Genomic DNA, 14,294 nt, shown 5'->3' on the forward strand with positions numbered 1-14,294 from the left:
CCCCACCCGGAGGTATCCGATGGTGAACTCTGTGATCGCCGGGCTGACCAGCGGCGGCGGTTACGCCCTGCTCGGCCTGTGCGTCGTGCTGACCTACCGGCTCGTCGCGGTGGTCAACTTCGCGATGACGGCGGTCGGCGCCATGGGCGCCTTCGTGATGGTGTCGCTCACCGACAAGGGCCTGAACGTCTGGCCGGCCCTGCTCGCCGGCGCCGTCACCGCCGCGCTGCTGTCCGGGCTGCTCGGCGCCGCGCTCGTCCGCTGGTTCGCCGGGCACCGCGAGCGGACCAAGGCCGCCGTCACCGTCGCGCTCTACGTGGCGCTCACCGCGATCGGGCTGCGCCTGTTCGGCGGCAACAGCACCGGCGCGCACCGCTTCCCGTCCCCGTTCGCCGACCCGGTCTTCACGGTCGGCGGCGTGGTCGTCCCGCAGTCGGTGCTGGTGTCGCTGGGGTTCGCGCTGCTCATCACGCTCGCCGTCGGGCTCATGCTGACCCGCACGCGGCTCGGGCTGAAGCTGCAGGCCCTGTCCGAGCGGCCGAGCACCGCCGAGGTCGTCGGCATCCCCGCCCCGCTGCTCGCCGTGGGGGTCTGGTCCGGCGTCGGGGCGATCACGATGCTGGTCATCGTGCTCGTCGCGCCCCGGCTCGGCGGCGACTACGCCACCCTGGCCGGGCTGATCAGCACGGCGCTGGCCGTCGCGATGGTCGGCGCGTTCCGCAGCCTGCCGCTGACGCTCGTCGGCGGTCTCGTCCTGGGCTGCCTGGAGGGCCTGTCGTCCTCCCTCAGCTCCATCCAGAAGTACCAGGGCGTCGTGCCCTTCCTGGTGATCCTCGTGCTCCTGTGGTGGCGCAGCCGCCGCGAGGTCTGGGACACCGCGCACAGCCGATAGAGAAACGAGCGAAGATGCCACAACCGGCCTCCACCCGGGCCGCCGTGCTCCGCGAGCACGGCGCCGAACTGAGCCTCGAGGAACTGCCGCTGCCCGCCGAGTGCGAGCCCGGCGCCGCGGTCGTCCGGGTCGACTGCGCCACCCTGTGCGCGACGGACGTGCACCTGTGGTCCGGCGCCATGACGTTCCCGGAGATGCTGCCGATCGTCCTCGGCCACGAGATGACGGGCACCGTCTGCGCCGTCGGGACCGGCACCCGCGACGCCCTCGGCCGCGACGTCAGGGTCGGCGACCGCATCGGCTGGTCGGAGTCGGTCTGCGGCCACTGCTACGGCTGCACCGTGCTGCGCAACCCTGTCGCCTGCGCCGAGCGCGGCTACGGCTTCCTCCTGCGCGCCGACCGGTTCCCCTACGCCACCGGCGGGCTCGCGGGCCACAACTACGTGACGCCCGGAGCGCTCAAGCTCGTCCTGCCCGACGACGTGAAGGACACCTGGGCGGCCTCGGCCGGCTGCGCGGTCAAGACCGTCCTGCACGCCTTCGACCGCGCCGGGGGAGTGCGGCCCGGATCGACCGTCGCCGTCCAGGGCGCGGGCGCGCTCGGGATCGTCGCCACGGCCGTGGCGAGCGTGTCCGGCGCCGGCCGGGTCATCACGATCGGCGCGCCCGACGCGCGCCTGGAGCTGGCCCGCCGCTTCGGGGCCGACCTGACCGTCGGGCTGGACGGCGACGCCGACTCCCGCGTCGCGGCCGTCATGGAGGCCACCCAGGGCCGCGGCGCCGAGCTGGTCCTCGACCTCGCCGGGGCGCCCGGCGTCGGCGCCGAGGCGGTCGGCATGGCCGCGTTCGGCGGCCGGTTCGTCGTCGTCGGCAGCACCGGCCCGCGGCCCGAGCCGCTCGCCCTCGGCGCGATCATGGGTAAGGAGCTGGACGTGCTCGGCTCGCTGAACGGCGACGTCGGCGACCTGCACCGCTCCGTCGAGTTCCTGCGCAGGTTCCAGGACCGCTTCGCCTGGGACGACCTGTTCGGCGCCCCCGGCGGCCTCGGCGACGCGTCCGGCGCGCTCGCGGCGATGGCGCGGCAGGAGCAGGTCAAGGCCGTCATCAATCCCAACCGATAGGAAACCCCGTGCCCACGCAGATTCCCCGCCGCCGGCTCGGCGCCGCCGGGCCCGAGGCGTCCGTGCTGTCCCTCGGCTCCTGGCACACCTACGACCGGATGGACTTCGCCGACTCCGTCGCCATGGTCCGCCACGCCGTCGACTCCGGCCTCGACCTCTTCGACGTCGCCGTCTACGGGATGCCCGGCCACCCGCCGGTGTTCACCGACGTGCTGTTCTCCGCGATCGTGCGCGCCGCCGGGATCGCCCGTGACGACTACCTGCTGTCCACCAAGCTGTGGCTGGAGGGGTACCCCGGGCGGACGCTGCGCGACCAGCTCACGGGGGCGCTGTTCCGCGTCGGCGCCGACCACGCGGACGTGGCCGTCCTCGGCGACATCCGCCGCGACGACATCGACCTGCGGCGGCTCGCCGAGGACCTCGCCGCGCTGGAGAAGGAGGGGCTTCTCGGCTGCTGGGGCGTCAACAACTGGTCCGCCACGGCCATCCGGACGATCCGCGGGCACGCCCTCGCCGCGGGCTCCCCGGGCCCGCAGCTCGCTCAGCTGAAGTACAGCCCGTGCCGGCGAGCCATCCCCGACGGCGAGCCCTTCGCCGCCGTCTTCGCCGAGGGCGTGGCCATGCAGGCGTCGGACGTCCTGGAGGGCGGCATCCTCGCCGGGAACATCGAGCCGTCCCGGCAGATCGGACGGGACCCGGGCGGGATCCGCTCCCGCATCCAGGAGGCCGCCGGGGGCATCGCCGCGCTCGGCGCCGCGCTGGACGCCACGCCGGCGCAGTTGTGCATCGCCTTCACGCTCACGCATCCCGCGACCGCGACCGTCCTCTTCGGCGCCAGCGGCACGCGGCAGCTGACCGACAACATCGCGGCGCTGGACGTGCTCGAGCGCGTCGGCGCGGAGCGTCTGCGGGCCCTGATGGAGCCCTTCTGGGCGGACCGCGACGTCGTGGACCCCGAAGGCCCGTGAGCCGCGGGCGGTGAGCCGCGTCCGGACCGGCGGGGGCGGTCCGGACGCGCGCCGCCTGACGCCCCGGTGATCGCCGGCACGCCTCGCGCATCGATCGGGTAACGCCGCCCCGGGGGCGGGCCCCGCGTCGGGGAGGATGCCGGTGCGCCCGCCGGCGGGGCCCGCGGTCCTGGAGAAGCACGGTCCTGGACAAGCACGGCCCCGGGGAAGCACGGGCCCGCGTCCCGTGGGTTCGCGGTGGCGGGACGCGGCCCGAGGACCCAGCATGGAAAGGATGGTCGTGGTGATTTCCGCGCCACGCAGGCGCAGGTCGCCTCCGTGGTTCGGGACGGAGACGAGGCGCGCCCTCGTCGCCGGGGCGGCGGTCGCGGGGCTGGCGCTCCTCGCGGGCTGGCCGTACTGGCGCGGCCATCCGGCCGCCGCCGCGATCACGGCGGCCAGCTGCGCCGCCATCGCGCTGGTGGGCGTGCTGCTCGCGACCGGGCCCCGCACCCGCCGCACCGGGCTGCTGTTCGCGGCCGCGTCGGTGTGCTGGGCGGTCAACTGGGCCGCGAGCTGGGACGCGACCATCGGGCCCATCATGTCGCCCTACGCCCAGGCCGACTTCTACCTCGCGCTCGCCGTCGGCGTCCTGCTCTACCCGGGCGGGCGCCTGGAGTACCTGGCGGACCGGATCTGGACGGGCGCGGCGTGCCTCGTCCTGTGGGGCTGTCCCACGGCGCTGTGGGTCACCTCCGAGCCGGAATGGGCGGCGTTCCGGGGAGAGTCGGTGTGGTGGCCCGCCCTCTACCCCGACCTGGAGGTCTTCAAGGTCGTCCTCCAGGTGTCCGCCGCGCTGTACCTCCTGCTCGCCCTGTCGTTCGCCGTCGTCCTCCTGCTGCGGCTGCCGCGGATGGGCCGGCTGCGGCGCCTGGTCGCCCTGCCCGTGACGGTCGCGATCGGGTTCGTCGGCGTCTCGGCCGCGTTCACCCAGAAGCCGATCATGGAGGCGTCGATCCCGCTGGACGACCTGCTGCACGTCTACGTGGTGCAGGGCGCGGTCGTCGTGCTCGTCCCGCTGACGCTGCTGGCGTCCGGGCTGCGGGTCCGCATCGCGGAGCTGGCCGTCGCGGGCCGCATGCTCCGGCTGACCGCTCCGGTGTCGGTGGAGAGGATCCGCGACGCGCTGCGCGACGTCCTGCACGACCCGACCCTGGAGCTGTGGTTCTGGGCGCCGACCGAGGGCGGCTACGTCGACACCGCCGGGCGCCCCGTCGATCTGGGCCCGGAGACGGACGGCGCGGACGACGAGGCGCGGGGCGATCCCGCCGGGGAGGGAGGGCGCTGGCGGCACCGCGTGCGCGGCGCGTCCGGGGAGCCGCTCGCCGTCGTCGAGCTCGGCGGCGCGCTGCGCGACCACGGCTCCCTCGTCGAGGCCGCGCTCGCCGCGGGCGGCCGGGCGCTGGAGACCGCACGGCTCCAGGCCGGCGTCCAGGCGGGCCTCGAACAGGTCAGGGCGGCCTACCGGCGCCTCGTGCGGGCCGAGGCCGCCGAGCGCGAGCGGCTCGCCCGCGACCTGCACGACGGCGCGCAGCAACGGCTGCTCGCGCTCGGCGCGATGCTCGGCACGCTGGAGGCCGTCACCGGCGACCCGGCCGTCAAGGAGCACGCCCGCGCCTGCCGCGCCGAGCTGAAGGAGGCCCTCGCCCAGCTGCGGGCGCTGGCCCGGGAGGTGCAGCCGGCGCTGCTCGTCCAGGACGGTCTCGGCCCGGCGCTGGAGGTCGTCGCCGAGCGGCTCGGCACCCGGGTCGCGCTCGACGTCACCCCGCGCCGGTTCTCCCGCGAGATCGAGTCCACGCTTTACTCCGCGCTGTGCGAGACGCTGTCGTACGCTGTCGAGGGCGCGCGTGCCACCCGGGTCCTCGTGCGGGTCGGCGAGGAGGGCGGACGTGTGGTCGCCGAGGTCGGGCTCGACGGCGCCCGCCCCGGAGGCCCCGCCGCCGATCCCGTCGCCGATCTGGCCGGTCCGTCCGGCCGGATCAGGGCGCTGCGCGGTGAGATGGAAATCGGCGGCGGCCCCCGCGCGGGCCTGACGGTAAGGATGGACCTCCCATGCGAGTAGCCGTGGCGGAGGACAGCGGGATCTTCCGGCAGGCTCTGGTCACCCTCCTCACCACCGTCGGGATCGACGTGGTGGCGTCCGCCGGGTCGGGCGAGGAGCTGCTGGCCCGCGTCGCGGACGACCCGCCCGACGTCGCCATCCTCGACCTGCACATGCCGCCCACGTTCACCGACGAGGGCGTCGTCGCGGCCCGCCGGCTCCTGGAGCGCCATCCCGGTCTCGGCGTCCTGGTCCTGTCGGCCTTCAACGAGACCCCGCAGGCGATGGAGCTGTTCCGCGGCCGGCCGCGCGGCGTCGGATACCTGCTGAAGGACCACGTCACGGACGTGGAGAACCTGCGTTCGGCGCTGGAGCGGGTCGGCCGCGGCGAGGTCGTCATCGACCCCGACGTGGTGACCCGGCTGGTCGAGGCGCGGCACCGCGAGCAGGAGCTGTCCCGGCTGTCGGGACGCGAGCGGGAGGTCCTGGCGCTGATGGCGGAGGGGCACTCCAACGCCGGCATCGGCAAGCGGCTGCACCTGTCCGCCCGGACGGTCGAGGACCACGTGCGGGCCATCTTCGCCAAGCTCAAGATCACCACGCCCGGCGGGGCGCCCGGCCCCCAGGACAGCAACAAGCGGGTGCTCGCCGTCCTGACCTGGCTGCGCGCCGCCGAGATCCGCTGACCGCGACCCGGCACCCGGGCGCGACGGTCGTCGCGTGCGCCCGCGCCCGCGCATCGATCGGGTAACGGCCCCTCGCGCCGCACGGCGGCGGTGGGGAAAACTGTCCGTGCGAGTCCGGTCGCGTCAGGTGACCCCGGTGGTGGCCCCCGCACGCCACCGCGAGGCGCCACGCCCCCGAAAGCGGGCGCGTGACGCGGCCGTTCCCGGCACGTTCCCATAATCCCGGCGCCGCTCTGGGCGCGCATCCGGGAAAACCCCCGTCCCGGACGGTGGTTTCCCGGGACGACACGGAAGGATCGCGGTGAGGCGCGTCTCCCGGTGGCCGCCGTGGCTCGGCGCGCGGGTGCGCCGCGCCCTGGCCTCGGGCGCGGCGGTCGCGGCCGCGGCGCTGGCCTTCGGCTGGCCGCACTGGTGGGCCCAGCCCGTCGCCGCCGCCGTCACCCTGGTCTGCTGCGGCGGGTTCGCCGTCGCGGGCGGGCTGTTCGCGGCGGGGCGGACCGCCCGGCGCACCGGCGCGGCGTTCGTCGTCGCGGCCGCCTCGTGGGCCGTCACCTGGGCGGCGGCCTGGAACACGGGCGCGGCTCCGCTGGTGTCGGTGTTCGCCCAGTCGGTGTTCTTCCTGGCCGTCGGCATCGGCGTGCTGCTGTACCCGGCCGGGCGGCTGGAGGGCGCCGCCGCGAGGCTCTGGACCGCCGCCGCCGTCGTGATCATGATCGGCGGGCAGGCGCTGCTGTGCGCCGTCTCCCGTCCGGCCTGGAACGGCTTCGCGGCGTCGGCGACCTGGCCGGCGCTGCGTCCCGAGCACGGGGTGTTCCACGGCGTCCAGCAGGCCATGGCGGGCGCGATGACGGTGCTGGCCGGCGCGCTCGTGGTGATCCTGGTGGCCCGCCTGCCGCGCACGGGGCGGCTGGACCGCGCGCTCACCGTTCCCGTCGCGGTCGCCGTGACGTTCGGTGTCAGCGGCGCCCTGGTGGTCCAGAGCACGCTCATCGGCAGCGACGCCGACCTCGCGGACGTGCTGGACGTCTACCTCTTCCAGGGCGTCTTCGCGACGGTGCTGCCGCTGGCGTTCCTCGGCACCGCGCTGCGCGCCCGGCTGGCCGAGCTGACCGTCGCCGAGCGGATGCAGCGCCTGCTCGCCGGCCCCGTGTCGGTGGCGCGCGTACGCGACGCGCTCCGCGCCGTCCTGGGCGACGGCACCCTGGACCTGTGGATGTGGGCGGACGGCGGCTACGTCGACGTGGACGGCCGCCGCATGCGCGACGCGCCCGCAGGCGCGGCGGGGCGCTGGCGGCACCGGGTCCGCACGTCCGGCGGCGAGCCCCTCGCCACCGTCGACCTCGCCGCCGCGCTCCGCGACCACGAGCCGCTCGTCGAGGCGGCGCTGGTCGCGGGTGGCCGCGCGCTGGAGACCGTCCGTCTCCAGGCCGCCGCGCAGGCCAACCTGGAGCGGGCGCGCGAGGCGCGCGAGCGTCTGGTGCGGATCCAGGCGGCCGAGCGCGAGCGGCTCGCCGCCGACCTGAAGTACAGCGCGCAGCAGCGGCTCCAAACCCTGGAGGAGATGCTCGTCCGGCTGGAGGCCGCGGCGGCCGACCCGCGGGCCCGCGAGCAGGCCCGGACCTGCCGCGGCGAGCTGGCCGAGGCGGTCGCCGAGCTGGAGGCCCTGGCCCGCGGCATGCACCCGGCGATCCTCGCCGACGCCGGGCTGGCCCCGGCGATGGAGCTGGTCGCCACCCGCACGCCCGTGCCCGTCCATGTCGACATGCCCGCGGGCCGGTTCCCGCCCGAGATCGAGTCGACGCTCTACTTCGCGCTCTGCGAGGCCCTCACCAACGCCGTCAAGCACGCCCGGGCCGACGCGATCCACCTGACGGTCCGCCCGGGGCCGGACGGGATCGCCGCCGAGGTCCGCGACGACGGCGTCGGCGGCGCCGCCCCGGACCCGGGCGGCGGCCTGGCGGGCCTCACCGACCGCGTCCGCGCGCTGCGGGGGAGCGTCACCGTCGAGAGCCCGCCCGGTGGGGGCACCGCGGTCCGCATCGTCCTGCCGTCCGGAGAGGGCGCCTGACCCGCCGTGACCCGGCGCCGGTCAGGAGGGGGTGTTGCGGACGATCGGCAGGAGGTAGCGGCGGGCGAAGTCGCGGGCGCCCGCGTCGTCGAGGGGGATGTGGCCGTCCGGGGTGAGGACGAGGGAGTGCGTGAGGCGGACCAGGATCTCCGCGACGACCTCGGGGTCGACGTCCGCCGGGGCGGCGCCGAGGCGCTGCGCGGTGCGCAGCCGGCCGGCGAGGTAGCCGCGGGCGGCGGCGAGAAGGGGCCCGGCCTTGACCGTTGAGTGCGGCAGGAACAGCTCGGGTTCGACGACCATGAGGCGCGTCATGAGCCGCTGCTCCCGGCTGATGCGCAGGGTGACGGCGAAGCCCTCGACGAGGCGCTCCTCCAGGGTGGGCAGCGCCGCGACGGCCGCGTCCAGCTCGGCGAAGAAGCGCCGCGCCTCCCGGAGCAGGACGCCGGTGACGAGGTCGTTCTTGGTGGGGAAGCGGCGGTAGATCGTGGCGCGGCCGAGGCCGGACTCGCGCGCGACGTCGTCCATGGTGGTGCGGCGCGGCCCGTAGGTCTCGAAGGACCGCAGGGCGGCGTCGAGGATGCGGTCGGTCTGCGGCTCGCTCTCGGGGCCGCCGGTGAGCAGGCTCCGCAGGAGTTCGTCGTCGCTCGTCATCGTGCGGCCGACTCTAGCCGCCGCGCCTCCGCCCGTCCGAGCGGAGGGCGCGGGCGGCGAGGGGGAGAGGAGCAGCGGGGGTGGGGTCGCGGCGTGGGCGAGCCGCACGCGGGTTCAGCGTGCGGACAGCGCGTCGAGGGCCTGCTCGGTGGTCGGGTGGGCGATGAGGTGCCGGTCCAGGCCGCTGCGTTCGATGATCGTGCGGAACCGGCGCTCCGGGCGGGCGAGGACGAACTCGCCCCCGGCCGCGTGGGCGGCCTTCCAGAGAGTGATCATCGCGTTCAGTCCCGAGGAGTCGCAGAAGGTCACCTCGCCGACGTCCAGGACGATCAGCGGCGGCCCGCCCAGGGCCCGCATGTCGGCGAGGACGTGCTCGCGCAGCGCGTCGGCCGTGAGGATCGTGAGCTCCCCCTCCGCCTCGACGAGCAGGCAGGGGCCGCGGACGTCGCTGCGGAGCCGCAGCGGATCGATGGGGGTCCCCTCCGGCGTCTGGCCGGCTCCGATGGACATGACGATCACCTCCCGTAGTCGCAAGGTTGCGGAGTACCCGTGAAAGGGGAGGTCATGCCGGTTCCCGGGCGGGCCTGCCGGCGCCCGCCCGGGAACCCCGGCCGGGGCGGGCCTCAGGCGACGTCGCGGCGGCGGAAGGCGGCCAGTCCGGCCGCGGTCAGGGCGGCCGCCGCCGCGGTGAGCGCGAGGAGGGGGAGCAGGTCGGCGTCACCGCCGGGCAGCTTCGGGGTGTGGGTGAAGGGGGACAGGTCCATCACCGCCTGCGGGAGTCCCAGCAGCGGTCCCACCTGGCCGAGGAGCAGGAAGACGGCAAGGATCCCCCATCCCGCGGACGCCGCGCGCGGGAGGGCGCCGAACAGCAGCATCGCGGTGGCGGCGACGACCCAGACCGCCGGGAGCTGGGCCAGCGCCGCGCCGAGCTGGCGCGGGATCTGACCGGTCAGGTCGCCGGAGCGGGCGCCGTGGACCAGTCCCACGGACAGGCCGGTGGCGGCGAGCATGACCACCGTCCCCGCGACGGTGTTCGCCAGGCCGGCCACGGCCCAGCGGGTGCGGCCGACGGCGGTCGCGAGCACCGGCTCCAGGCGCCCGCCGCTCTCCTCGGCGCGCAGCCGCAGGACGCTCTGCACCGCGTAGGCCGCGGTGAACAGCGCCATGAGTCCCATGGCCGTGGCGAGGAACGCGTCCGCGATGTCCTGCTGGCCGCCCATCTTGCGGATGTCGTCCAGCACGGCGTCACTGCCGTTGACCAGGTCGCCGACGCCGTCCGCGACGCCGCCGATGGCCAGGCCGTACACCAGGAACCCGGCGGTCCAGCCGAGTAGCGTGCCGCGCTGCAGCCGCCACCACAGGGTGAAGGGGCCGCGCAGGGACGGCGGGGCGTGCGCGGGGCCGAGGGAGGGGGCGAGGACCCCGGCGCCGAGGTCGCGCCGCTCGGTCAGCACGTAGGCGGCGGTGGTCAGCAGCGCGAACGCGGCGAGGGGAAGCAGCAGGACGGCCCACTGCTCGTCCGCGCACGGCCGGACGCGCTGCGCCCAGCCGATCGGCGACAGCCACGACAGCCAGTGCGCCGAGCCCGCGTCGGCCACGCCGCGCAGCAGGTAGGACGCGCCGAGGACGGCGAACGCCAGGCCGTTGGCCAGCCGGGAGGTCTCGGCGAGCTGGGCGGTGAGCGCCGCGACGCCGGAGAACACGAGGCCCGCGCCGAACCACGACAGGCCGAACGCGACCGATCCGGCCGCCGGCATCCCGAAGAGGATCATGACGAGCGCGGCCACGGCCGCCAGCGCGCCGGCGGCGGTCACGGCGGTCAGCAGCGCCGCGGTGAGCGGCGCGCGGCGCCCGACCGCCGCCGCGCCGACCAGCTCCAGCCGCCCGGCCTCCTCCTCGGCGCGGGTGTGCCGGACGACCAGCAGGACGCACATGACGCAGGTGAGCGCGGCGCCGGTGGCGCCGATCCGCCACGCGCTGAGCCCCGCGAAGCCGCCGTCGTTCAGGACGGGCCCGTAGAGCGCCCGCGTGGAGGGGTTGTCGTTGATGCCGCGCGCGAAGCTCGCGAGCGCCGCGGGCGTGTCGTACTCGTGCTTGAAGCTGTAGACGGTGCCGGAGACGAGCGCGGTCAGCCCGTAGATCCAGGCGGGCGCCATGACGCGGTCGCGGCGCAGCCAGATCTTCATCAGCATGCCGGTGCCCGCGAGGCCGCCCCCGCGGCCGGCGGCCCGCGCCGGGGCGTGCAGGGTCGTGGCGGTCATGACGCGGTCCCTCCGGCGAGGTCGTCCTCGTAGTGGCGCAGGAACAGCTCTTCGAGCGTGGGCGGCCGGCTCGTCAGGGTGCGCACGCCGATCCGGGTGAGCTCCTTGAGCGCGGCGTCCAGCTCGGGGGTGTCGACCTCGAACGCGATGGTGGTGCCGTCGATGCGGACGTCGTGCGCCCCCGGCAGCGGGACGCCGTCCGGGGCGGCGGCGAGCTCGGCGTGGATCGACGTGCGGGTCAGGTGCCGCAGCTCGTCGAGGGTGCCGGTCTCGACCGTCCGGCCCTTGCGGATGATGGTGACGCGGTCGCAGAGCGCCTCGACCTCGCTGAGGATGTGGCTCGACAGCAGGACGGTGCGCCCGGCGCGCCTCTCCTCGCGGACGCACTCCTGGAAGACCTCCTCCATGAGCGGGTCGAGGCCGGAGGTGGGCTCGTCCAGGATGAGCAGCTCCGCGTCGGACGCGAACGCGGCGACGAGGGCGACCTTCTGCCGGTTCCCCTTGGAGTAGGCGCGGCCCTTCTTCTTCGGGTCGAGCTCGAAGCGGCCGAGCAGCTCGTCGCGCCGGTTCCCGTCGAGCCCGCCGCGCAGCCGTCCGAGCAGGTCGATGACCTCGCCGCCGGACAGGTTCGGCCACAGCGTGACGTCGCCCGGGACGTAGGCGATGCGGCGATGCAGAGCGGTGGCGTCGCGCCACGGGTCGCCGCCGAGCAGGCTCGCGGTGCCGGAGTCGGCGCGCATCAGCCCGAGCAGGACGCGGATGGCCGTGGACTTCCCGGCGCCGTTCGGGCCGAGGAAGCCGTGCACCTCGCCGGGCGCCACGCGCAGGTCGAGGCCGTCGAGCGCGCGCGTCGGGCCGAACGTCTTGACCAGGCCCGCGGCCCGGACCACGTCAGTCATCGTCGTCTCCCTTGAGGCCGGCCTCGTACCGGTCCATCGCCGCGTGGGCGCGCGCGACGGTCTCCCGGTCGAGCAACCGGTCGTCGAAGATCTCCAGGACCGCGCGGCGCAGCCGCAGCGATCCCCCGGGGGTGAAGGTGTCGGTGCCGAGGACCCGGCTGAGGTGCTGGTGCAGCACCTCGATCCCCGTCGTCATCGCGACGATCGCGGCGGCGTAGGCCCGCGCGTCGCGCGTGGTGGGCGGCGCGGTTCCGGGCGGCGGGTCGGTCATGTACCGCTCGGTGACCGCGACCAGGTCGTCGAACATGCGCGCCGCCGCCGCCGAGCCGTCGACGAGCGCGCGGGCCAGGTAGCGCCGGACGGGCAGGTCGGTCCGGACGGTCGCGGCCAGGAAGCCGGGGTCGCCCATCGCCTCGCCGGAGACCGTCGAGCTCAGCTCGCGGACCGTGTCGAGCGCGTAGGCGTCGCACGCCTCGCGCAGTTCCTCCTTCGATCCGAAGTGGTGCTGGACGAGGCCCACCGACACCCCGGCGGCCTCGGCGATGCCGCGGAACGTCGCGCCCTTCGTGCCGTGCTCGGCGAACTGGAGCAGCGCCGCGTCCCGGATCTTGGCCCGCGCCGTCAGGTCCTCGGGCGCCGGGCCCGCGGCCCGGCCGGATCTCGCCATCCCCGCCTCCAATACGAACGTTCAACTTCCAATACGAACGTATACCATACGCCTGTATTGTCAATGGGAGTGAGCGGCGGAACCGGACATTGAGGGGGCGAGTTAGCTTAGGCTAGCCTTACCTGCGTGCCTCCCCCCGTGCGAGAACGCCCGCCGAAAGCCCCCGAACGGCGGGGGCCGTCGCGCATCGCGCATCCGTGGTGGCTCGGCCTGCTGGCGGCGGTGCTGCTGCTGACGGCCGGGGCGAGCCTCGCGATCGGCGCCGGGGACGTCCCGCTCGCGGACGTGCTTCCCGGCGTGCTCTCCCCGGACGACGGCTCCCGGGCGCAGCTGATCGTCCACGAGCTGCGGCTGCCCCGCACGCTCCTCGGCGTCGTCGTCGGCATGGCGCTCGGGCTGGCGGGCGCCGTGATGCAGGCGCTCACCCGCAACCCGCTCGCCGAGCCGGGCCTGCTCGGCGTGAACGGCGGCGCGGCCCTCGCGGTCGTCCTCGTGATCGGCGCGTTCCGCGTGGACGACCTGCTCGTCTACGTGTGGGCGGCCTTCCTGGGAGCGGCGGGCGCGGCGGCCCTGGTCCACCTGATCGGCGCCCGGGGGCGCGGCGGCGCCTCCCCGGCGCGGCTGGTGCTCGCCGGGGCGGCCGTCAACGCCGTCTTCAGCGCGGTGACGGCCGGCGTGATGCTGTTCACCCCGCGCACCTTCGGCGGATTCCGGTTCTGGCAGGTCGGCACGCTCGGCGGCCGCGACGTGCCGGTCTTCCTGCGCGTCCTGCCGTTCATCGTCGCCGGCACGCTGCTCGCGCTGGCGCTCGCCCGCCCGCTGAACGCCCTCGGCCTGGGCGAGGACGCGGGCCGCGCCCTCGGCTCCCGTCCCGGCAGGACCAGGGCGCTCGGGGCGCTCGCGGTGGTGCTGCTGTGCGGGGCGGCCACGGCGGCGGCCGGGCCCATCACCTTCCTCGGGCTGGCCGTCCCCTTCATCGTCCGGACGGCGGTGGGCCCGGACCAGCGGCTCGTCCTGCCCTACTCGCTGCTGCTGGCGCCCGTCCTGCTGCTCGGCGCGGACATCCTCGGCCGCGTCGTCGCGCCCGGAGAGCTGGAGACCGGCATCGTCACCGCGTTCCTCGGGGCGCCGCTGTTCGCGGTGATGGTCCGGAGGGGGAGGACGCGCGACCTATGAGAGTCATCCGGGCGGCCGGGGCGTCGCTGCGGTGGGAGCCGCGCTCGGCGGCGGTGTGCGGAGCGCTGGCGGCGGTCGCGGCGTGCGCCGCCGTCCTCGTCGTCGGCTCGGGGGAGTTCCCCGTCGCGCCGCCGGACGTGGTGCGCGTCCTGCTCGGCAGGGGCGACCCCGCCACCGAGTTCATCGTCACGACCCTGCGCCTGCCCCGCGCCGTCACCGGCCTGCTCGCCGGTCTGGCGCTCGGCCTTTCCGGGGCCGTCTTCCAGAGCATCTCCCGCAACCCGCTCGGCAGCCCCGACCTCATCGGCTTCACCACCGGCTCGGCGACCGGCGCGCTGCTGCAGATCCTGGTGCTCGGCGGCGGCGCCGTCGCGATCACCGCCAGCTCGGTCGCGGGCGCGGTGCTGACGGCGCTCGCGGTGTACCTGGTCGCCTACCGGCGGGGCGGGGGCGTGCACGGCGTCCGGCTGGTGCTGATCGGCGTCGCGGCGGCCGCGATGCTGGAGGCGCTCAACTCCTACCTCATCACCCGCGCCGAACTGCGCGACGCCTACGAGGCCGCGTTCTGGCTGACCGGCAGCCTGAACGGGCGGGACTGGGACCAGGCCGTCCCGCTCGCGCTCGCGCTGGCCGTGCTCGTCCCCGCGGCGCTGCTGCTCGCCCGGCCCCTCGGCATGGGAGAGCTCGGCGACGACGCCGCACGGGCGCTCGGCGTGCCCGTGCAGCGCACGCGGGCGCTGCTGACGGTCGCCGGGGTGGGCCTCGTCGCGGCGGCGACCGCGGCGGCCGGGCCCGTCCCGTTCGTGGCGCTCGCCGCCCCGCAGC

At 75.6% G+C, this 14,294-nt stretch carries 13 protein-coding genes; 8 read left to right on the forward strand and 5 right to left on the reverse strand.

The genetic code is table 11. The features are described from left to right. Positions 1-19 precede the first annotated feature (19 nt). The 6 genes from ABWI04_RS24185 to ABWI04_RS24210 all read left to right on the forward strand — a co-directional run bounded on the left by ABWI04_RS24185 (position 20) and on the right by ABWI04_RS24210 (position 7,815). The gene (locus tag ABWI04_RS24185) at positions 20-892 is read left to right on the forward strand and encodes a branched-chain amino acid ABC transporter permease (RefSeq protein WP_345176217.1); all 873 of its coding nucleotides are present in this window, start codon (positions 20-22) and stop codon (positions 890-892) included. Between the two features lie 14 nt (positions 893-906). After that, positions 907-2,013: a zinc-binding dehydrogenase gene (locus tag ABWI04_RS24190; RefSeq protein ID WP_353833879.1), complete on the forward strand. Its 1,107-nt coding sequence runs from the start codon at positions 907-909 to the stop codon at positions 2,011-2,013. 8 nt (positions 2,014-2,021) lie between these two features. Beyond that, complete coding sequence (locus ABWI04_RS24195) at positions 2,022-2,981, forward strand: aldo/keto reductase (protein ID WP_353833880.1); 960 nt, start codon at positions 2,022-2,024, stop codon at positions 2,979-2,981. A 283-nt stretch (positions 2,982-3,264) separates the two neighbouring features. After that, positions 3,265-5,082 carry a sensor histidine kinase gene (locus ABWI04_RS24200; protein WP_353833881.1) on the forward strand — a complete coding sequence of 606 codons (1,818 nt, stop codon included), beginning with the start codon at positions 3,265-3,267 and terminating at the stop codon, positions 5,080-5,082. Then, positions 5,073-5,747: a response regulator transcription factor gene (locus ABWI04_RS24205; protein WP_345176208.1), complete on the forward strand. Its 675-nt coding sequence runs from the start codon at positions 5,073-5,075 to the stop codon at positions 5,745-5,747. The genes ABWI04_RS24200 and ABWI04_RS24205 overlap by 10 nt, the downstream gene beginning before the upstream one ends. A gap of 301 nt (positions 5,748-6,048) precedes the next feature. Next, positions 6,049-7,815, forward strand: coding sequence for an ATP-binding protein (locus tag ABWI04_RS24210; protein WP_353833882.1), 1,767 nt, complete (start codon positions 6,049-6,051; stop codon positions 7,813-7,815). A gap of 21 nt (positions 7,816-7,836) precedes the next feature. On the opposite strand, the gene ABWI04_RS24215 is transcribed toward ABWI04_RS24210, so the two are convergent. The 5 genes from ABWI04_RS24215 to ABWI04_RS24235 all read right to left on the reverse strand — a co-directional run bounded on the left by ABWI04_RS24215 (position 7,837) and on the right by ABWI04_RS24235 (position 12,293). Further along, positions 7,837-8,466: a TetR/AcrR family transcriptional regulator gene (locus ABWI04_RS24215; RefSeq protein WP_353833883.1), complete on the reverse strand. Its 630-nt coding sequence runs from the start codon at positions 8,464-8,466 to the stop codon at positions 7,837-7,839. 114 nt (positions 8,467-8,580) lie between these two features. Then, on the reverse strand, positions 8,581-8,976 hold the full coding sequence (locus tag ABWI04_RS24220; protein ID WP_345176202.1) for an STAS domain-containing protein: 396 nt from the start codon (positions 8,974-8,976) through the stop codon (positions 8,581-8,583). Between the two features lie 113 nt (positions 8,977-9,089). Next, positions 9,090-10,727 carry an ABC transporter permease gene (locus tag ABWI04_RS24225; protein WP_353833884.1) on the reverse strand — a complete coding sequence of 546 codons (1,638 nt, stop codon included), beginning with the start codon at positions 10,725-10,727 and terminating at the stop codon, positions 9,090-9,092. Beyond that, complete coding sequence (locus ABWI04_RS24230; RefSeq protein ID WP_345176197.1) at positions 10,724-11,626, reverse strand: ABC transporter ATP-binding protein; 903 nt, start codon at positions 11,624-11,626, stop codon at positions 10,724-10,726. Before ABWI04_RS24230 ends, ABWI04_RS24225 begins: the two co-directional genes overlap by 4 nt. Continuing rightward, positions 11,619-12,293 carry a TetR family transcriptional regulator gene (locus tag ABWI04_RS24235; protein ID WP_345176195.1) on the reverse strand — a complete coding sequence of 225 codons (675 nt, stop codon included), beginning with the start codon at positions 12,291-12,293 and terminating at the stop codon, positions 11,619-11,621. The genes ABWI04_RS24230 and ABWI04_RS24235 overlap by 8 nt, the downstream gene beginning before the upstream one ends. Before the next feature lie 126 nt (positions 12,294-12,419). Between ABWI04_RS24235 and ABWI04_RS24240 the strand changes: the two genes are divergently transcribed. Both ABWI04_RS24240 and ABWI04_RS24245 read left to right on the forward strand, forming a co-directional pair. After that, positions 12,420-13,469, forward strand: coding sequence for a FecCD family ABC transporter permease (locus tag ABWI04_RS24240; RefSeq protein WP_345176193.1), 1,050 nt, complete (start codon positions 12,420-12,422; stop codon positions 13,467-13,469). Beyond that, the coding region (locus ABWI04_RS24245) for a FecCD family ABC transporter permease (protein WP_353833885.1) at positions 13,466-14,294 on the forward strand (829 nt) is incomplete at its 3' end. The genes ABWI04_RS24240 and ABWI04_RS24245, both read left to right, overlap by 4 nt.

Source organism: Actinomadura sp. NPDC000929, assembly GCF_040492065.1.
In the GTDB taxonomy this organism is placed as follows: Bacteria; Actinomycetota; Actinomycetes; order Streptosporangiales; family Streptosporangiaceae; genus Spirillospora; species Spirillospora verrucosospora.